A 19,740-nucleotide genomic window follows, 5' to 3' on the forward strand; every position below is an offset into this window, starting at 1 on the left:
GCCGGCCCGGCGCGCCGGTTGGAAGGGGCGGCGCGCCGGGCCGGACCGGTTACAGGGCCAGCCAGAGCGCGCCGACGTTCGGCGGCTCCCAGCCGGTGATGGAGGTGTGCGCCTGGCGGCACTGGTACGACCGGCCGCCGTAGGTGACCCGCGTGCCGACCGCGTACGCGGTGTTCGGCGCCCACGCCGGGTAGGCCCCGGGCGAGGTGGACGGGCTGGCGCTCGGCGAAGCGCTGGGCGACACGCTCGGCGAGACCGACGGGCTGCTCGACGGCGACGCGCTGGGCGAGGCCGACGGCGAGGCGCTGCCGCCCGTGCACGGGCCGAGGTCGACCCACACCGACGCGACGCCGGGGGTCTCGCCCTGCGTCCACCACTGGGCACGGTAGGCGCGGCCGTTGTACGACACCCGGTTGCCGCCGGTGTAGATCTGCGTCGGGCTCCACACCGGGTCGGTGCAGGTGCCGGGCGGGGTGCTCGGCGACGCGGACGCGCTCGGCGGGACCGAGCCCGAGGGCGACACCGTCGGCGCGACCCCGCCCCGGCTGCGGTTGACGGCCAGGTTGTAGGTCTGCCCGCCGAAGGTGAGCGTGTAGTTCGACGGCGACGCGATCGGCAGCACGTAGTTGAGCGTCAGCTCGATCGACGCGCCCGGGGCCACCGTCTGCCAGCTCGGCAGGGTCAGCTTCACGTGGTGGAAGTCGCCCTTGAGACCGCCGACGTTGTTGCCGGTGTGGCCCGGGGTGACCGCCATCGTCCAGCCGGACTGCTGGCTCATGTTGCCCGGCGCCGAGGTGCCGTAGTCGAAGTCGAGCACCGCCCCGCCGGGAATGGTGGTGGTCGTGTTGTTGACCAGCTTCAGCTTCGGGTTGATCGGGTAGTTCGAGTCGCCCAGGGCGAACCCGCCGAGCTGCACGTCCACGTTGATGGTCTGGGCGGGCAGCGCCGTGTTCGACCGGCTCGCGCCGTACGCCGAGGCGGTGGCGAACTTGGCGGCGATGGTGTTGGTGAGCGTGTTGCCCATCCGGTACTCGCCGGCCGCCGAGTCGTACGCGTAGTCGCCGGCCAGCTCCCAGATCATGATGCCGCCGATGCCCTTGTTCACCACGTAGTCGGCCTTGACCCCGATGGACTGCTCGTCCTCGGTGGACAGGAAGACCTTCTTCTGCGCGTTCCACAGCCACGGCGCGACCAGGGTCGAGGAGTAGTTGCGCACGTACGTGCCGGTCAGCGTGTCGGCCGGGTCGGTCGCCGGGGTGAGGCCGTACGCCGCCCGGTAGGAGCCGGCGATGCCGTTCTCCAGGTTCTTGGCGTGCCACATCGGGTTGGAGCCGGCCGGCTCCTCGTTGCCCGCGGTGTCCAGGTCGTGCCACAGGTTGTCGATGCCGATCGCGCCGTTGCCGCAGGGGCTCTGCGTGCCGATCGGGCAGTTCGCCGTCTTGGCCGCGGTGCCCCACAGGCCGTTGGTGCCGCCGGTGACGTTCTGGAAGCCGCGGGTGTAGTACGGCACGCCGATGTTGATGCGCCCGCTCTGCACCGCGCCGCGGTAGTAGTGGTAGGCCCAGTCGGTGTTCAGCGAGCCGATGCCCGCGTAGGCGTTGTAGACCCCGCCCGCGGTCAGCTCGTTGTCCTGGCCGTCGTCGTACAGGGAGGCGTTCGGGCCGACGTACTGGTTCCACGCGCCGTGCAGGTCGTACGACATGATGTTGATGTAGTCGAGGTACTGCGTGGCCTGGAACGACTCCATGCCGCGCAGCAGCCAGCCGGAGGCCGGGGCCGCGACGGTGACCATGTAGTACTTGCCGTCGGACGCGGCGGCCGTGTCGAGCTTCTCCCGCAGCGCCTTCATCAGGATCTGGTACGACGCGTTCAGGCCGGCCCGGCGCGCGTTGGACTGGGTGAAGTCCAGCGGGTGGCCGGCGTCCTTGTTGGACGTCGGGTACTCGTAGTCGATGTCCACGCCGTCGAAGCCGTACGTGCGCAGGAACGTCACCACGGAGTCGGCGAAGGTGTTGATGCCGGCCGTGTTGATCGAGCCGTCGGTGTTGGTGGTCATCCGGTAGAAGCCGCCGGAGTCGATCCGCGCGCCGCTGCCGTCGAAGTACGCGCCGGTCTCGGCCCAGCCGCCGACGCTGACCAGCGTCTTGACGTCCGGGTACTGCTTCTTGAACTTGTTGAGCAGGTTGAAGTGCCCGGTGTACGGCAACGCCGGGTCCATCTCCGCGCCGGCCACGCCGGGCCAGGTCATGTTGGTGGAGGCGTTGTTCGCCTCGGTCGGGTTGCCGATCGAGATCTTGTTGGTGCCGTCAACGTGCGCGAACGCGTAGTTGATGTGCGTGACCTTCGACCATGGGATCTGGTTGGCCAGGTACGCCGGGGCGCCGTTCTTGCCGGTGCGCCAGTTGGTGAAGTAGCCGATGATGCGGCGCGGGTGGCCCGCCCCCATCGACTCGCGGCCGTTGGTGTCGTAGACGTCGCAGTAGGGCACGGTCACGCCGGGCGTCTGGTACAGACCGTCCGGTCGGCAGGCGTTGTGGTCGACCGCGGCACCACCGGCGGTGCCCGACACCGCGACGGCGACAGCGGTCCCGACCAGCGCCGTCGCCACGGCGACGAAGATGTTGAGAAGCGGTTTACGTTGCACGATCACCCTCCTGGGGCGAAGAGCAGCTATGGAGAAACCTTTAGTTAAGTTTGCTAAAAGTTAATCCGGTGACCCCGACCACACAAGAGGTCACCGCCGATCTTTAACCCGCACTTAAGGTTCCCCACCCACCCGCGTTGATCATGAACCTATGGCACGGCTCAGCGGCGTGTCGCAACCACAACTTCATGATCAACTTCTGCTTCCCTTCCTTTACCTACGGCGGCGGGAAGGTGCCCTTCCTTCGTCCAAGGCGGAGGGTCAGGCGGGGAAGAGGGGGAGGGTGATGCGGAAGGTGGCGCCGCCGCCGGGGGTGGGACGGTGGCAGACCTCGCCGCCGTGGGCGGCGATCAGGGCGGCCACGATGGACAGGCCCAGCCCGGACCCGGCCGCCGGCGAGCGCTCGTAATCGCGGGCGCGGGCCGGGTCGGCGCGGTAGAAGCGCTCGAAGACCCGTTCGGCGTGGGCCGGGGACAGGCCGGGGCCCCTGTCGATGACCTGGAGCACCGCCCGGTCGCCCTCGACGCCGACCCGCACCGTCACCGGCGTGCCCGCCGGGGTGTGGGTGAGGGCGTTGCCGAGCAGGTTCGTGACCACCTGACGGAGCCGGTCCTCGTCGCCGAGGACGACGGGCGGCTCGCCGTCGAGCAGCTCCAGCCGCAGCGGCCGGTCCAGCTCGCGCAGTTGCGCGGACTCGATGGCGTCGGCGGCGATGGGCACCAGGTCGACGGGCTCGCTGCGCAGCGGCCGCTGCTCGTCGAGCCGGGCCAGCATCAGCAGGTCCTCGACGAGCAGGCCCATCCGGGTCGCCTCGGTCTCGATGCGGGCCAGCAGCGCGGAGACCTCGGCCGGGTCGGTGACCACGCCCTGGCGGTGCAGTTCGGCCAGGCCCCGGATGCCCGTGAGCGGGGTGCGCAGCTCGTGCGAGGCGTCCGCGACGAAGCGGCGCAGCCGCGCCTCGGACTCGGTGCGTTCGGCGAACGAGCCCTCGATCTGGGCCAGCATCGTGTTGAGGGTGCGTGACAGCCGTCCCATCTCGGTGCGCGGGGCAACCTGTTCGGGCACCCGGCGGGACAGGTCGCCGCCCGCGATGATCTCCTCGGCGGTCTGCTCGACCTCGGTCAGCGGCCGCAGGCCCATCCGGATCACCCATACCCCGAGCGCGGTGGCCAGCCCGAGCACCGCGAGCGTCACCGCGATCTCGATCGCCCCGAGCCGGGCCATCGTCTTGGCCACCCCGGTGAGGTCGTACGCGATGACGACGCTGCCCGTGCCGTCGAGCCGCTCCCCCACCAGCACCTGGTATCCAGGGTGCCGGTGGTAGGAGACCTCGTTGGGCACGAAGAACGGCTTGCCGGCCAGCCGCCGCACCGACTCGATGTCCAGGCGCGGCAGGGCGGGCCCGCCGCGCTGGTCCCGGCCGTACTGCGCCTGGACGCCGCCGTCGTTGTCCCGCAGCTCCAGGACGTACGCGTCGAAGAAGGACCGGCCCTCGGCCTTGTCCTTGGTGAACTTGTCGACCTCGTCCTGCGTGAACTCGCTCCGGTCGCGTGCGGTGAGGTCGTGCATGGCGAGGTCGAGCTGGTCGTCGATCTGCTGGATCATGTACATGCGCAGCAGCGACACGCTGGCCATGTCGGCGACGACGAAGCCGGCGCAGACCAGCGCGAGCACCCCGGCCAGCAGCCGGGCTCGCAGTGACCAGCGCTTCGGCCCGCGCATCAGCCGCCTCACGATCTCGGCAGTCGCAGGGAGTAGCCGAACCCGCGCAGGGTGTGGATGAGCGGCGGATCGACCGTGTCGACCTTGCGGCGCAGCAGGGAGATGTAGGACTCGACGATGCGAGCGTCGCCGCCGAAGTCGTACCGCCAGACGTGGTCGAGGATCTGCGCCTTGCTGACCACCCGGTCGGCGTTGACCAGCAGGTAGTGCAGCAGCTTGAACTCGGTCGGGCTGAGCCGCACGAGTTTGCCGGCCCGGCGCACGTCGTGGGTCTCCTCGTCGAGTTCGAGGTCGGCGAAACGCAGCGTGGTGTCGTCGGTGGGCGCGGCCGCGCCGGTGTAGGTGCGGCGCAGCACGGCGCGGATCCGGGCGACGACCTCCTCCAGGCTGAACGGCTTGGTCACGTAGTCGTCGCCGCCCACGGTCAAGCCGGTGATCTTGTCCTGCACGCCGTCGCGGGCGGTCAGGAACAGCACCGGCACGTGCGCGCCACCGGCCCGCAGCCGCCGGACGACCTCGAAGCCGTCGCAGTCGGGCAGCATCACGTCGAGCACCAGCAGCTCGGGCTTGAACTCGGCGGCCACCGCCAGCGCCTCCGCGCCGGTGGCGGCGGTGCGCACCTCGAAGCCGACGAACCGCAGGCTGGCCGACAGCAGCGACACGATGGTGGGCTCGTCGTCCACCACGAGCAGGCGGCGCTGCTCGCCCTTCTCGGGTTTCATCGACAGCTCCCAGGGGTGCGCGCTTCGTCGGGCGTGGCAAGTGTGCCCGGTCCGGCCCGCATGCCCCCTGCAGAGAACCCGAATAGATGCTGAAAGTCACCGAGCTCACGCCCGATATCGACCGATTCGCCGGTCGACGGCGCGTACCTTGGGGACTCGTTCCCCCTGTCCCCCGGCAACTGGCGCGGGCCGACTGTGACGAACTCGAAGCGGCTTTCGGCTGGCTTTCAGGTTCGGTTCACAGTTCCTGCGCGTTGAGCTGGTTGACTGCGGCGGTCGTCATTCCCCCATACCGCTCGACCGTGTTGCACCTGGAGTCGTCATGTCCTTCCTGGCCAGGCTGAGCCTCGCCAACCGCGGGCTCGTCGCGCTGATCACCGTGGCGATCCTCGGAGCGGGCGCTTTCGTGCTGCCGCAACTGCGGCAGCAGATGTTCCCTGACCTGCAGTTCCCGATGGTCTCCGTGGTCGCCGCGTACCCCGGCGCCACGCCGGAGATCGTCGAGCAGCAGGTCGCCATCCCGATCGAGCAGGCGGTCGCGGGCGTCACCGGGGTCACCAACGTGACGTCGACGTCGCGCAACGGCTCCGCCACCATCGGCGTCAGCTTCGACTACGGCGCGGACGTCGAGCAGGTCGAGGGCGACATCCAGCAGGCGCTGGCGCGTATCGACGCCCGCCTGCCGCAGAACGTGGACCCGGCGGTCTTCGCGGGCACCACCGACGACATCCCGGTCATCCAGCTGGCCGCCAGCGGCGCCGGCGGCGACGACCAGGAGCTGGCCCGCCGGGTGCGGGCCACCGTGCTGCCGGCCCTGAACAACATCGAGGGCGTACGCGAGGCGACCCTGTCCGGCGACCGCACCCCGCAGGTCACCATCGACCTGGACCCGGTCAAGCTGGCCGCCAAGGGCCTGACCGCACAGGCGGTGACCGGCGCGCTGACCGCCAACGGCATCAGCATGCCCGGCGGCGTGATCACCGACGGCGGCCTGGTCTACTCCGTGGCGGTCGGCAGCCGCTTCAGCACCGTCGACGAGATCGGCAACCTGTACCTCGGCGCGGCCGGCGCCCAGCGCCCCGTGGCCGGCCAGCCCGCCGCCGCCCCGGTGCAGCTCAAGGACGTCGCCACGGTGACCTCCGCGCCCGCCGAGGCGACCACGCTGACCCGTACCAACGGCAAGCCGAGCCTGGGCGTCGGCGTCACCGCCCTGCCCGGCGCGAACGCCGTCGAGATCTCGCACCAGGTCAACGACAAGCTGCCCGAGCTCGCCGCACAGCTCGGCGCGGGCGGCGCGCTGCAGGTCATCTTCGACCAGGCCCCCGAGGTGGAGCGCTCGGTCAGCAGCCTGACCACCGAGGGCGCGCTCGGCCTGGCCTTCGCCGTGCTGGTGATCCTGGTCTTCCTGCTGTCGGTCCGCTCGACCCTGGTCACCGCCGTGTCGATCCCGGTCAGCGTGGTCATCGCGCTGATCGCGCTGTGGGCCGGCGACTACTCGCTCAACCTGCTCACCCTGGGCGGCCTGACGATCGCGATCGGCCGGGTGGTCGACGACTCGATCGTGGTCCTGGAGAACATCAAACGCCACCTGGAGTACGGCGAACCCAAGAAGCAGGCCATCCTCACCGCGGTGAAGGAGGTCTCCGGCGCGGTGACCGCCTCGACGCTGACCACCGTCGCGGTGTTCCTGCCCGTCGCGCTCGTCGGCGGCATGGTCGGCCAGCTGTTCGGCCCGTTCGGCCTGACCGTGACCGCGGCGCTGCTGGCCTCCCTGCTGGTCTCGCTGACCATCGTCCCCGTCATGGCGTACTGGTTCCTCAAGTCGCCGCAGGGCACCGCCGAGGAGCTGGCGCAGATCCGGGCCGAGGCCGAGGCCAAGGAACTGCGCAACCCGCTCCAGCGGGCGTACGTGCCCGTGCTGCGCTGGTCGCTGGGCCACCGCTTCGTGACCCTGCTGCTGGCGTTCGGCGTGATCGCGGGCACCGGCTACCTCGCCACCAAGATCGAGACCAGCTTCATCGAGAGCTCCGGCAACTCGTTCTCGATCAGCCAGACGATGCCGATCGGCACCTCGCTGGCCAGCACCGACGAGGCCGCCAAGCGGGTCGAGAAGATCCTCGACGAGACCGACGGCGTGAAGTCGTACCAGGTCACCGTCGGTGGCGGCGGCGGCATCTTCGGCGGTGGCGGCGGCGCCAACACCACCCAGGCCCGCTTCCAGGTGACCTCGGAGACCGGCACCGACCAGGCGAAGCTCACCGAAACGCTGCGCGACAAGATCGACGCGCTGGACGACAGCGCCGTCGGCGAGGTCGTGGTCGGCGCGGTGCAGGGCGGCTTCGGCGGCAACGGCCTGGAGGTCGCGGTCGAGGCGGCCGACGACGCCACGCTGCGCGCCGCGGCCGAGCAGATCCGCGCCGCCGTGGCCGAGCTGCCCAACGTCACCGAGGTCGACAGCGACCTGGCCGCCAACACCCCGCAGGTGCAGGTCACCCTGGACCGGGCCGCCGCGGCTCGGGCCGGGCTGAGCGACGCCGCGCTGGGTCAGCTGATCGGGCAGGCGTTCCGTGGCACCACGCTCACCCGCGTCGTGCTCAACGGCATCGAGCAGCCGGTCGTGCTGCGTACCGGCGCGGCCCCGGCCGACATCGCCGCGCTGCGCGCCCTGCCGATCGGCCCCGGCGTCACCCTGGACGCCGTCGCCGACGTCAACACGGTGGCCGGCCCGAGCCAGATCAACCGCGTGGACCAGGTCCGCACCGCCAAAGTGACGGGCACCCCGAGCCAGGAGGCCCTGGGCACGATCAACGCCGAGCTGGACAAGAAGCTGAAGAGTCTCGACCTGCCCGACGGCGCGACGTACTCCATCGGCGGTGTCACCGAGGCCCAGCAGGACGCCTTCGGCGACCTGGGACTGGCCATGCTGGTCGCCATCGCCCTGGTGTTCATCATCATGATCGCCACCTTCCGCGGGCTGGTGCAGCCGCTGATCCTGCTGATCTCGGTGCCGTTCGCGGCGACCGGCGCGCTGGGCCTGCTGGCCGTCACCGGTCAGCCGCTCGGCCTGGCCGCCATGATCGGTCTGCTGATGCTGGTCGGCATCGTGGTCACCAACGCGATCGTGCTGCTCGACCTGATCAACCAGTACCGGGCCGACGGCTACACCACGCGTGACGCGATCATCGAGGGCGGGCGTCGCCGCCTGCGCCCGATCCTGATGACGGCGGTGGCGACCATCTTCGCGCTGCTGCCGATGTCACTGGGCCTGACCGAGTCCAGCGCGTTCATCTCGCAGCCGCTGGCCGTCGTGGTGATCGGCGGTCTGGTCAGCTCCACGCTGCTCACACTGGTCCTGGTGCCGGTCCTCTACTCCCTGGTGGAAGGCTTCAAGGCCCGGGTCAAGCGCAAGCGCAACGGCGGCAAGCACGCCTCCCCGCGCGCCGAGCAGCACACCGAGGCGACCGCCGCGACCGTCGCCCAGCAGCCGCGTACCGACCTCACCGACGAGGACCTGGCCGAAGCCCTCCGCTGACGCCGGTCCTCCCCCAACCCTGCCCGTCCCGGGGCCGCCTCCCCGGGACGGGCAGCAACCAAAGGAAGGGCACCTTCTTATCGCTCCGCGATATAGAAGGTGCCCTTCTTAACGCGCCACAGCCGGTGAGCTGCTCACCGAATCCGTCTACCCGAGCACGCCCGTGATCGCCACGGGGCCGGTCAGCCAGAGCGTCAGCATTCGCACCGCAACCCAGGCACGCCGCCACGCCGCCACGCGGGCGCGCGGCGAGACGGCGAGACGGCGAGACGGCGAGACGGCGAGACATTCTCGCCTCGACGCCGGCACGCCCGCGCCTTCGCCCAGCGACAAGATCTGTTTTTGTGGACGCCAACTGCCCTTATAGGGGCGTCCATCGTCCACAAAAACAGATCTTGGTCCAGCACTGAGCCGGCTCGCCCACCCTGAGGCAACCATTTCCCGGAAAGGGGCACTACCGACTCGCGGATCGCCACCCAACGCCCCGTTCGCACCGGCCTGCCGGCCCGCCGGCCTGGCATGCTGCCGCCCGAGGAGACCCAGAACCGAATGCTCCGACATGATCGCCGAGCGCCTGGCAACCGGGCGAATGCGTGCTCAAGATACGCACAGGTGCCCGGCAAGTCGGGCGATCACGGCGCGCGACAGGCCGGGCACAAAGGTGGCGGCGGGCGGTGGTGACCAACCCCGATGGTCACCCCCGCCCGCCGCCGGGTGGGGAGGAGGCACAGATCCTGTGCGCTGCTATTAGGACGCTTCGCCGAGCGTGACAGTTGCCGTCTTGGCCTCGCCGTTTCGGCTGAACTCGACGGTCACCTGCTGCCCGACGGTGCCCGATTGGACGGCAGACACCAGGTCATCGCTGTCGTTGATGATTTTCCCGTTGAACTTGCTGATGATGTCGCCCTTCTGCAGCCCCGCCTTGTTGGCCGGGCTGTTCTCGGTCACCGCGCTGATGGCGGCGCCGCCGGTGTCCGAGGCCGTCACCGAGACGCCCAGGTACGGGTGGCTGACCGGCTTGCCGTTCATGATCTGCTCGGCGATGCCCTTGGCCTTGTTGCTCGGGATGGCGAATCCGACGCCGATGTTGCCGTCGCTGCTGCCGTTCGTGGCGATGGCGGTGTTGACGCCGATCACCTCGCCCTTGGTGTTGACCAGCGCGCCGCCGGAGTTGCCCGGGTTGATCGGGGCGTCGGTCTGCAGCAGGCCGGACAGCGAGGTGGAGCGGCCCTCGCCGACCGAGATGGTGCGGTCGCGGGCGCTGATGATGCCGGCCGTCACCGAGCCGCGCAGGCCCAGCGGGCTGCCGATGGCCAGCGCGGTGTCGCCGACGGCGACCTGGTCGCTGTTGCCGAACGGGGCGGGCGTGAGCCCGGTCGCCTCGGCCTTGACCACGCCGAGATCGGTCCGCGGATCGGTGCCCACGATCTTGGCGGGCACCTTCTTGCCGCTGGACAGGGTGACCGTGACGTCACGCCCCTCGGCACCGGCGACCACATGGTTGTTGGTGAGGATGTAGCCGTTCTCGGTGAGGATGATGCCCGAGCCCTCTCCGGTTCCGGTACTGATGTTCACCACGCTGGGCTGGATCGCCTTGGCCACGCCGGACAGCGAGGAGCGGTCCACCACGGGCGCGGCGGCGGTGCTGCCGGAAGAAACCGTGATCTTGCCGTCCTGGGCGTAGTTTGTCGCGATCACCGCACCGGCCACGCCGGAGCCCAGCGCGAGCAGCACCGCGGCCACCGAGCCGAGGGCCACCTTGGCGATGGTGCCGCCGACGCTCTTGCCGGGCGTGCCGGGCGGGGTCCACGCGGGCTGTGCGGCGGTCGGATACGAACCGGTCGGGTAGCCCGCGGCGGGGTACCCCGAGCCGGGGTAACCGGACGTCGGGGCGCCGGGGTAACCGGACGTCGGGTAGGTCGCCGGAGTCCCCGGGTAAGCGGAGCCGGGCTGCGCGGAGGCCGGAGCGGCCTGCGGGTATCCCGGCTGCTGGTAACCGGTCTGCGCAGCACCCGGGTAGGCGGGCGGCTGCGGACCGGCCGGGGGCTGCGGACCGGCCGGAGCCGCCGCGGCGGGCTGCTGCCACGTCGCCGGGGCCGTCGCCGGCGCGGGCTCGACCGGCAGGCCGGGCGTCTGAACCGCCGTCTGGGGCGGGGTGACGACGGTGTCGTCGGGTGCCGCGTGAGCAGGAGTGGCCGGCACGGAGCCGGCCGTCGCCTCCGGACGCGGGGGTACGGCGGCAGGCTCGACCGGTCCGGCCGGCTCCGCTGCGGTCTGGGGCTTGTCGTACTCGCTCATGTCCTCAGTCTTCCGTGCGACGCTGCGTCTGTTCTGGGTTGGATCTGGAAAATGTCTGTGAGTCGGGCCCGGTCACGGGTCGAACACGGGGTCGAAGGCGCGTTTCATCAGGCATCCACCTGCTCCGACGGGCTGTCGAACTGATCATCTGCATCGTCGGTGATCTCAACGAGCGGCACCCGTACCCGGAACACGGCACCCTTGCCGGGCTCGCTGTCGACCTCGATCGTGCCGTGGTGCGCCTCCACCAGCGCGGCCACGATGGCCAGGCCCAGTCCGGTGCTGACGTGGCCGTTGGCCCGGCGGGTCCGCGCGGCGTCAGCGCGGAAGAACCGCTCGAACACCCGGTCCCGCTGGGCCGGGTCGAGGCCGGGGCCTTCGTCGGCCACCTCCAGCACAGCCTGCTCCGACTCGGAGCGCAGCCGCAACTCGACGCGGGTGCCCGGGGGCGTATGTGCCAGGGCGTTGCTCATGAGGTTGCCGATGACCTGGCGCAGCGCGGCGTCGTCTCCGGCGACCACCAGGTGGCCCGCGTCAGGCGCGACGACCAGCTCGACCTGTCGCGTCGGGTCCATCACCCGCGCCGCCTGCACCGCGTCCACCGCCAGCACGCGCAGCTCGACCGGGCCGGGCTGCAGCCGGCGTTCCTGGTCCATCCGGGCCAGCAGCAGCAGGTCGTCGACGAGCAGCCCCATCCGGCGGGACTCGTCCTCGATCCGCTTCACGAGTGCGGCGGTCTCCGCCGGCTCGCGGGCCGCGCCCTGCCGGTACAGCTCGGCGAAGCCGCGGATGGTGGTCAGCGGCGTACGCAGCTCGTGCGAGGCGTCGGCGACGAAACGCCGCATCTTCTCCTCCGAGCGGCGCGCCCGCCCCTCGGAGACCTGTGCCGCCTCGGCGGCGTCGCGGGCGGCGGACTCGGCCGCGCGGGCCGACGTCTCGGAGGCGGCGCGCGCCGTGAACGCGGTCTCGATCTGCGCCAGCATCGCGTTGAGCGCGCGGGCCAGCGAGCCGACCTCGGTGCGGGGCGTCCCGCAGCCCTCCTCCGGGTCGGGCACGCGCTGGGTCAGGTCGCCGCCGGCGATCGCCCGTGCCGTCTTCTCGATCGCGGCCAGCGGCCGCAGGCTGCGCCGGACCAGCTCGGTGCCGATCATCGCGGCCAGGATGAGCACTGCCGCGCCGCCGTAGATGTTGATCCACAGCAGGCGGTTCACCGCGTCGTCGATGGTGGTGGTCCGCTCCGCGACCAGGAACACGTCGGTGCGGTCACCCAGCTTCAGCTCCCCCACGAGGACCCGCCAGTTCGGTGCGCCGTCGCGCGCGTGGACCGTGAGGTACTGGCCGGCCCGGTCGCGCAGCTCGCTGGGCGGCGGCAACCGGGGCAGGTCCTGCTCGGTCACGTTGGGCGGACCGTGCAGCCACCAGGGTTCCGCGCCCGGTGCGAGCTCGCCACCCTTCTCACCGCCGATGATGAAGTCGCTGGGCAGCAGGACGGTGGTGTTGGTGCCGGGCTGGAAGGAAACCTTGGCCACCTGTGCCTTCAGCGCCGTCATGGCGCCGTCGAGGTCGCCGTCGAGGCGATCGGTGAGGTAGCGGCGCATCGCCATGTGGCTGGCCACGCCGATCAGCACGATCGCCAGAACCAGCAGCAGCATGGTGTACGCCACGAGCTTGACGCGTAGCGGCTGGTCGCGGGTCGGCCGGGCCAGCTTCACGACGTCGGCTTGCGCAGCACGTAACCGACGCCGCGCAGGGTCTGGATGAGGCGGGGTGAGACGTTGTCGACCTTGCGGCGCAGATACGAGATGTATGACTCGACGATGTTGTCGTCGCCCCGGAAGTCGTAGTTCCACACGTGGTCGAGGATCTGCGCCTTGGACAGCACCCGGTTGGGGTTCAGCATCAGGTAACGCAGCAGCTTGAACTCGGTCGGCGAGAGCTGCACCAGGTTGCCCGCCCGGCGCACCTCGTGCGTCTCCTCGTCCAGCTCCAGGTCGGCGAAGGTGAGCCGGGGCGTGCCGGTCTCGCCGTTGGTGCGCCGCAGCACCGCACGGATGCGGGCGGTCAGCTCCTCCAGGCTGAACGGCTTGGTGACATAGTCGTCGCCGCCCAGGGTCAGCCCGCGGATCTTGTCGTCGGTGGCGTCGCGCGCGGTCAGGAACACCACCGGCACGCGGCCGCGGTCCTGGCGCAGCTGCTTGATCACCTCAAAGCCGTCCAGGTCCGGCAGCATCACGTCGAGCACGACGAGGTCGGGCCGCGCCTTCGCGGCGGCGTCGAGCGCGGTCGCGCCGTCGCCCACCGCCTTGACCTCGAAGCCCGCGAAACGCAGGCTGGCCGACAGCAGCTCCAGGATGTTCGGGTCATCCTCCACCACGAGCAGATTCGCCTCAGGCATGTCCTCCATCCTGCGCCGGGTCACTCGCCCGGCGCTGTGGATACCCTGAACGCTTCCTGTGAATTGGACGACAGAAACCGGCGAATCAGCTGAATTCGGAAGTATCGCCGCTGGTTCGGCCCATGACGCCAGCCCCGTCCACACGCTCAGGTCGCGGGAGGTCGGCGTGCGAGAGCCGGGCGGCGAGTTCCCGCCGGGGCGCGTCGGCCGGACGCGGCGCGCCCAGCAGCACGGCTGCGGACATGCCCCGGGCCGCGAGCACCCGTCGCAGCGAGACGACGAGCGTGTCGTCCCCGACGAAACCGGCCGCCGGGTGGGCGTAGCGCAGCGTGAACGTCTGCACCGGCGCCTCGGCGTCGATCGCGGCCTGCAGGAAGGCCGCGCGCCACGGCACCGGGTGCGGCCCGCACGTGGTGGTCCCCTCCGGGAACACCTGCACCGCCTGACCCGCCCGTAACGCCGCCGACACCTGGGCGACCGTGTCGGGCAGCACGCGGGGCCGGGCCCGGTCCACGAAGATCGTCCGCTGCCGGCGGGCGATCCGCCCGATCACCGGCCACGCGGCGACCTCGGTCTTGGCCACCATGCGCAGCCGTCCCGCGCGGCGGCTCAGCGCGGTCATCACGACGATGTCCAGCCACGACACGTGGTTGCCGACCAGCAGCGCGCCGGGCACGACCCCTGGCCCGGTGACCCGCAGCCGGATGCCCATGGCCCGCAGCAGCGCGCGGGCCAGCAGATCGGGCCGCCACGGCAGCAGCACCCCGAGCAGCAGCACCAGCCCGCCCGCCACGGCCCGCAGCACCCGCCGCGCCCGGCCGACCTGCGGTCCGCCGTCGCATCCGCACTGCCGGCCGCAGTCGGCGTACGGCCGCCACAGCTGGTCGAACGGTATGCGCGGCGGCGCGGTCGGCCGGACCTGAACGGGCGGCAGGGCCGCCGCCCGGGGCGCGGTTCTCATCGCTCGCACGGTGTCCACCCCTTGTCGCGAGCCGCTCACGCGGCCAGGAAGTGCTTGAGGTAGCGCGGGTCGATCCGATCCACGCCGAGCAGCACGTAGAAGTCGGCCACGCCGAAGGACGGGTCGTACGCGGGCGCGCCGGCGACCCAGGCGCCCAGCCGCAGGTAGCCACGCAGCAGCGGGGGTGCGGCGGCGATGGTGGCGGGCCGCTCGACCGGCTGTGCCTGCCACGGGTTGCGCGGGAGCACGCGCAGCTGCGGCGGGGACAGGTGCTTGCGGGACACCAGGTCCCACACCTGCGACGCCTGCGCGCCCCCGTCGGCCAGCGGCACCGAGGCGCAGCCGCTGAGCCAGCGGTGCCCCATCCGGTCGAGGTACTTGGCGATGCCGGCCCACATCAGGTTGATCACGGCGCCGGTGCGGTGGTCGGGGTGCACGCAGCTGCGTCCCGCCTCGACCAGCTGGTCACGCAGCACGGTGAGCGCGGTCAGATCGAACTCGCTGTCGCCGTACCGGCGGCCCAGCCAGATGGCCCGCTGCGGGGGCAGCAGGCGGTACGTGCCGACGATCTCCCCGGTGCGGTCCTCCCGCACCACCAGGTGATCGCAGTACGCGTCGTACTCGTCGACGTCCAGGCCCCCGGTGTCGGGAAGCTGGGCGCCCATCTCCTCGGCGAAGACGCGGTAGCGCAGCCGCTGGGCCGCCTCGACCGTGGCCGCGTCCCCGGCGATCAGCGCGGAGTAGCCGGTGGGGGCGGCGGTGAGCAACATCGTTGTCATGTGCCCTGTGTAGAAGCCCTGCTTGACACCTGGGCCCGTGCTGGATGACCGGCACATGAAGAGTGAGAGGCTTGGAGGCATGACCTCCCTGGTGATCGACGCCCGGCACAGCGGCCCGCCCGGCTCCGGCAACGGCGGCTGGACGAGTGGCCTGGTCGCGGGGGCTGTCGGCACGGTCGACGGTTTGATCGAGATCACCTTGCGCAAGCCGCCCCCACTGGACACCGGGCTGGAGGTCACGGCGACGGCCGACGGCTGGGCGCTGACCGATCCGGACGGCGCGCTGATCGCCTCGGCCGCCCGCCGCGCCGACGACATCCCGGCCGTGCCGCCGGTGAGCCGGACCGAGGCGCTGGCCGCGTCCGGCCGCTACGCCGGGCACACCGACCACCCGTTCCCGACCTGTTTCGTGTGCGGGCCGTTGCGCCCCGACGGGCTGCGCATCTTCCCCGGGCGGCTGCCCGACGGGCGGACGGCGGCCACCTTCGTGGTGCCGCCCGACGTCTCGCCGACGGTCGTCTGGGCGGCGCTGGACTGTCCCGGCGGCTGGGCCGTCATCGACCGCGACCAGGCGTTCGTGCTCGGCCGATACGCCGTGGCCGTGGACGGGCTGCCCGAGTCCGACGACGAGTGCGTGGTCGTCGGGCAGCCGGTACGCCGGGAGGGCCGCAAGGCGCTGGTCCGCTCGTCGCTCTACGCCCCGGACGGGGCCCTGCTGGCACGGGCCGAGGCCACGTGGATCGCGGTGGCCGCCTGAGGCGGTCCGGTCACCGCGGGTGAGGCCCGGTAGTGCCGCGGGTCACCCTCGGAGCTGCGGTTTCGCCCCGGGCGTACTGTCGCGGACACGACGACGTGTGTCATGCGACACGGAGCCGTGCCGCGAGTGCCGCCCCACAGCGCACCGCGTAGCCTGGGAGCCGGTTTTCTGAGTACTCGTTAAAGACGTGCGGAAGAGGCGAAAGAACCCGTGTCGACCCAGCACACGTCGGGCACCGGCCCGACTGGCCGCTCAGTTCAGGACAACCCACTGGCGAGCTTCGGTCCGAACGAGTGGATCGTGGAGGAGATGTACCAGCGGTACCTCGCCGACCCGACCAGCGTCGATCCGGCGTGGCACGACTTCTTCGCCGACTACAAGCCGGCCGACAGCGCCCCGGCCGCCACCAAGCCGGCCGCCTCCGCGAAGGCCGCCGCGCCCGCCCAGCCGGCCGCTCCGGCGCAGCCCGCCCCCGCCGCGGCACAGGCCGCGGCCGCGGCTCCCGCGACGCAGGCCGCCCCGGCCGCCGCCAAGGCGGCCCCGGCGCAGGCCAAGCCCGCCGAGAAGGCCGCGCCCGCCGGTGCGCAGGTCGTGCCGCTGCGCGGCATCGCCGCCAAGATCGTCGAGAACATGGACGCCTCGCTGGAGGTGCCGACCGCCACGAGCGTGCGCGCCGTCCCGGCGAAGCTGATCTCCGACAACCGCATCGTGATCAACAACCACCTGACCCGCGGCCGCGGCGGCAAGGTCAGCTTCACCCACCTCATCGGGTACGCGATGGTGCGCGCCATCGGCATGCACCCGGAGATGAACAACCACTTCGCCGTGGTCAACGGCAAGCCGTCGCTGGTCAAGCCGGAGCACGTGAACCTCGGCATCGCCATCGACCTGGCCAAGCCCGACGGCACGCGCAACCTGGTGGTGCCGTCCATCAAGGGCTGCGAGCAGATGGACTTCCGCCAGTTCTGGCAGGCGTACGAGGACGTGGTGCGCCGGGCTCGCAAGAACGAGCTGACCATGGACGACTACAGCGGCACCACGACCTCGCTGACCAACCCCGGCGGCATCGGCACGGTGCACTCGATCCCGCGCCTGATGCAGGGCCAGAGCGCCATCATCGGCGTCGGCGCGATGGAGTACCCGGCGCCGTTCTCCGGCATGAGCGAGTCGCAGCTGGCCGACATGGCCGTCAGCAAGATCATCTCGCTGACCAGCACCTACGACCACCGGGTCATCCAGGGCGCGCAGTCCGGCGAGTTCCTCAAGGTCATGCACGAGCTGCTGCTCGGCGAGCACGGCTTCTACGACGAGATCTTCACCGCGCTGCGCATCCCGTACGAGCCGGTCCGCTGGGTGCGCGACATCGCGCACACCTCCGAGGGCCAGATCGACAAGGCCGCGCGGGTCATCGAGCTGATCCACTCCTACCGGGTCCGGGGCCACCTGATGGCCGACACCGACCCGCTGGAGTTCACCATCCGCAAGCACCCGGACCTGGACGTGCGCCAGCACGACCTGACCCTGTGGGACCTGGATCGCACTTTCCCGGTCGGCGGCTTCGCCGGCAAGGACGTGATGAAGCTGCGCGACATCCTGGGCGTGCTGCGCGACTCCTACTGCCGCCGCGTCGGCGTGGAGTACATGCACATCACCGACCCGGAGGAGCGCCGCTGGATCCAGCAGCGGGTCGAGCGCAAGTACACCAAGCCCAGCCCGGAGGAGCAGAAGCACGTCCTGGGCCGGCTCAACGCCGCCGAGGCCTTCGAGACCTTCCTGCAGACCAAGTACGTCGGCCAGAAGCGATTCTCGCTGGAGGGCGGCGAGTCGCTGATCCCGCTGCTCGACGAGATCCTGCAGGCCTCCGCCGAGGGCGGCCTGGACGAGGTCGTCATCGGCATGGCGCACCGCGGTCGGCTCAACGTGCTGGCCAACATCGTCGGCAAGCCGTACGAGAAGATCTTCGGCGAGTTCGAGGGCCACCTCGACCCGAAGACCGCGCAGGGCTCCGGCGACGTGAAGTACCACCTGGGCATGACCGGCAAGTTCACCTCGCCGGACGGGCAGTTCTCGACCACGGTGTCGCTGGCCGCCAACCCGTCGCACCTGGAGGCCGTGGACCCGGTGCTGGAGGGCATCGTCCGGGCCAAGCAGGACCGCCTCGACCTGGGCCTGCACGGCTACACGGTGCTGCCGCTGCTGGTGCACGGCGACGCCGCGTTCGCCGGCCAGGGCGTGGTCGCCGAGACGCTCAACCTGTCCCAGCTGCGCGGCTACCGCACCGGCGGCTCCGTGCACGTGGTCGTCAACAACCAGGTCGGCTTCACCACCGCCCCGGAGTACAGCCGCTCGTCGCTGTACAGCACCGACGTCGCCCGCATGATCCAGGCGCCGATCTTCCACGTCAACGGCGACGACCCCGAGTCCGTCGTCCGGGTGGCGCGGCTGGCGTTCGAGTACCGCCAGGCGTTCAACAAGGACGTCGTGATCGACCTGGTCTGCTACCGCCGCCGGGGTCACAACGAGGGCGACGACCCGTCGATGACCAACCCGCTGATGTACCAGATCATCGACGCCAAGCGCTCGGTGCGGAAGCTGTACACCGAGGAGCTCATCGGCCGCGGCGACATCACCGTCGAGCAGGCCGAGGAGGCGCTGCGCGACTACCAGACGCAGCTGGAGACGGTGTTCAAGGCCACCCGCGACGCGGTCGCCGGGGTGTCCAGCCGGCTCACCCGGGCCCGCGAGGTGCTGCCGGAGCCGACCGTCGCCACCGCGATCCCGACCGACCTGGTCCGCCGCATCGGCGAGGCGCACACCGCGCTGCCCGAGGGCTTCACCCCGCACAAGCGTATCCAGCAGCTGCTGGACAAGCGGGCGAAGATGGCCGTCGAGGGCGACATCGACTGGGGCTTCGGCGAGATCATCGCGTTCGCCTCGCTGCTGGCCCAGGGCGTGACCGTGCGCCTGTCCGGCCAGGACTCGCGCCGCGGCACCTTCGTGCAGCGGCACGCGGCGATCGTGGACGCGCAGACCGGCGGCGACTTCCTGCCCGCCACCGCGGTGGCCGCCGACGACGCCCGCTTCCACGTGCAGGACTCGCTGCTGAGCGAGTACGCCGCCCTCGGCTTCGAGTACGGCTACTCGGTCGAGGACCCGTCCGCGCTGGTGCTGTGGGAGGCCCAGTTCGGCGACTTCGTCAACGGCGCCCAGTCGGTGATCGACGAGTTCATCAGCTCGGGCGAGGTCAAGTGGGGTCAGCGGTCCAGCCTCGCGATCCTGCTGCCGCACGGCCACGAGGGCCAGGGCCCCGACCACACCTCGGGCCGCCCGGAGCGCTGGCTGCAGCTGGCCGCCGAGGACAACATGCGCATCGCCATCCCGTCGACCCCGGCCAGCCACTTCCACCTGCTGCGCCGCCAGGCGCTGTCGAGCAAGCGCAAGCCGCTGGTCGTGTTCACGCCGAAGTCGCTGCTGCGGCACCGCCTCGCGGTGTCGTCGGTGGCCGACTTCACCGAGGGCACCTTCTCCCCCGTGCTCGGCGAGACCGCGCAGCTCGACGCCGCGCAGGTCAAGCGGGTGCTGCTGTGCTCGGGCAAGGTCTACTACGACCTGGTCCAGGCGCGCCAGGAGCGCGGCGTCACCGACACCGCGATCATCCGCCTGGAGCAGCTCTACCCGCTGCCGGTGGAGGAGCTGAAGGCGGAGCTGGCCAAGTACGCCGGCGCCGAGGACTTCTGCTGGGTGCAGGAGGAGCCGGCCAACCAGGGCGCCTGGTCGTTCGTCGCCCTGAACCTGCTGGAGCACCTGGACGGGGTGCGCATGCGCCGCATCTCCCGCCCGGCCGCCGCGGCCCCGGCCGTGGGCTCCACCAAGCTGCACGACGTCGAGCAGGCCGCGCTGCTGGAGGCGGCGCTGCCCCGCTCCTGAACC

11 protein-coding genes are annotated in these 19,740 nt (G+C 71.1%); 3 read left to right on the forward strand and 8 right to left on the reverse strand.

Going from position 1 to position 19,740, the window contains the following annotated elements; all coding sequences use genetic code 11:
- Positions 1-49 precede the first annotated feature (49 nt).
- The 3 genes from ACFQO7_RS07750 to ACFQO7_RS07760 all read right to left on the reverse strand — a co-directional run bounded on the left by ACFQO7_RS07750 (position 50) and on the right by ACFQO7_RS07760 (position 5,088).
- Positions 50-2,644 carry a chitinase C-terminal domain-containing protein gene (locus ACFQO7_RS07750; RefSeq protein WP_376805775.1) on the reverse strand — a complete coding sequence of 865 codons (2,595 nt, stop codon included), beginning with the start codon at positions 2,642-2,644 and terminating at the stop codon, positions 50-52.
- Between the two features lie 261 nt (positions 2,645-2,905).
- On the reverse strand, positions 2,906-4,366 hold the full coding sequence (locus ACFQO7_RS07755; RefSeq protein WP_376805776.1) for a sensor histidine kinase: 1,461 nt from the start codon (positions 4,364-4,366) through the stop codon (positions 2,906-2,908).
- Positions 4,367-4,374: 8 nt separating this feature from the next.
- Complete coding sequence (locus tag ACFQO7_RS07760; RefSeq protein ID WP_376805777.1) at positions 4,375-5,088, reverse strand: response regulator transcription factor; 714 nt, start codon at positions 5,086-5,088, stop codon at positions 4,375-4,377.
- Between the two features lie 322 nt (positions 5,089-5,410).
- Here ACFQO7_RS07760 and ACFQO7_RS07765 point away from each other — a divergent pair, with 322 nt between their 5' ends.
- Complete coding sequence (locus ACFQO7_RS07765) at positions 5,411-8,620, forward strand: efflux RND transporter permease subunit (protein WP_376805778.1); 3,210 nt, start codon at positions 5,411-5,413, stop codon at positions 8,618-8,620.
- A gap of 747 nt (positions 8,621-9,367) precedes the next feature.
- Here ACFQO7_RS07765 and ACFQO7_RS07770 read toward each other — a convergent pair.
- From ACFQO7_RS07770 to ACFQO7_RS07790, 5 genes are all read right to left on the reverse strand, one after another.
- A complete protein-coding gene (locus ACFQO7_RS07770; protein WP_376805779.1) occupies positions 9,368-10,918 on the reverse strand; it encodes a S1C family serine protease in 1,551 nt (516 codons plus the stop codon).
- Positions 10,919-11,025: 107 nt separating this feature from the next.
- On the reverse strand, positions 11,026-12,570 hold the full coding sequence (locus ACFQO7_RS07775; protein ID WP_376805950.1) for a sensor histidine kinase: 1,545 nt from the start codon (positions 12,568-12,570) through the stop codon (positions 11,026-11,028).
- A 56-nt stretch (positions 12,571-12,626) separates the two neighbouring features.
- A complete protein-coding gene (locus ACFQO7_RS07780) occupies positions 12,627-13,313 on the reverse strand; it encodes a response regulator transcription factor (protein WP_373314440.1) in 687 nt (228 codons plus the stop codon).
- Positions 13,314-13,398: 85 nt separating this feature from the next.
- Positions 13,399-14,274: a lysophospholipid acyltransferase family protein gene (locus ACFQO7_RS07785; protein WP_376805780.1), complete on the reverse strand. Its 876-nt coding sequence runs from the start codon at positions 14,272-14,274 to the stop codon at positions 13,399-13,401.
- Between the two features lie 35 nt (positions 14,275-14,309).
- A complete protein-coding gene (locus ACFQO7_RS07790) occupies positions 14,310-15,053 on the reverse strand; it encodes a GNAT family N-acetyltransferase (protein ID WP_376805781.1) in 744 nt (247 codons plus the stop codon).
- A gap of 79 nt (positions 15,054-15,132) precedes the next feature.
- On the opposite strand from ACFQO7_RS07790, the gene ACFQO7_RS07795 reads away from it, so the two are divergent.
- Together ACFQO7_RS07795 and ACFQO7_RS07800 are read left to right on the forward strand one after the other, a co-directional pair.
- Positions 15,133-15,810, forward strand: coding sequence for a hypothetical protein (locus ACFQO7_RS07795; RefSeq protein WP_376805782.1), 678 nt, complete (start codon positions 15,133-15,135; stop codon positions 15,808-15,810).
- Positions 15,811-16,020: 210 nt separating this feature from the next.
- Entirely contained in the window at positions 16,021-19,737 is a 3,717-nt protein-coding gene (locus tag ACFQO7_RS07800) for a multifunctional oxoglutarate decarboxylase/oxoglutarate dehydrogenase thiamine pyrophosphate-binding subunit/dihydrolipoyllysine-residue succinyltransferase subunit (protein ID WP_376805783.1), read from the forward strand.
- Positions 19,738-19,740: the final 3 nt, after the last annotated feature.

It is taken from the genome of Catellatospora aurea (assembly GCF_042663325.1).
Lineage (GTDB): Bacteria > Actinomycetota > Actinomycetes > Mycobacteriales > Micromonosporaceae > Catellatospora > Catellatospora aurea.

Excerpts from the sequence above, each read along its gene's own strand:
- ACFQO7_RS07755 (WP_376805776.1), bottom strand. The coding sequence starts at position 4,366 with ATGCGCGGGCCGAAGCGCTGGTCACTGCGAGCCCGGCTGCTGGCCGGG.
- ACFQO7_RS07760 (WP_376805777.1), bottom strand. The coding sequence starts at position 5,088 with ATGAAACCCGAGAAGGGCGAGCAGCGCCGCCTGCTCGTGGTGGACGAC.
- ACFQO7_RS07765 (WP_376805778.1), top strand. The coding sequence starts at position 5,411 with ATGTCCTTCCTGGCCAGGCTGAGCCTCGCCAACCGCGGGCTCGTCGCG.
- ACFQO7_RS07770 (WP_376805779.1), bottom strand. The coding sequence starts at position 10,918 with ATGAGCGAGTACGACAAGCCCCAGACCGCAGCGGAGCCGGCCGGACCG.
- ACFQO7_RS07775 (WP_376805950.1), bottom strand. The coding sequence starts at position 12,570 with ATGCTGCTGCTGGTTCTGGCGATCGTGCTGATCGGCGTGGCCAGCCAC.
- ACFQO7_RS07780 (WP_373314440.1), bottom strand. The coding sequence starts at position 13,313 with ATGCCTGAGGCGAATCTGCTCGTGGTGGAGGATGACCCGAACATCCTG.
- ACFQO7_RS07785 (WP_376805780.1), bottom strand. The coding sequence starts at position 14,274 with ATGAGAACCGCGCCCCGGGCGGCGGCCCTGCCGCCCGTTCAGGTCCGG.
- ACFQO7_RS07790 (WP_376805781.1), bottom strand. The coding sequence starts at position 15,053 with ATGACAACGATGTTGCTCACCGCCGCCCCCACCGGCTACTCCGCGCTG.
- ACFQO7_RS07795 (WP_376805782.1), top strand. The coding sequence starts at position 15,133 with ATGACCTCCCTGGTGATCGACGCCCGGCACAGCGGCCCGCCCGGCTCC.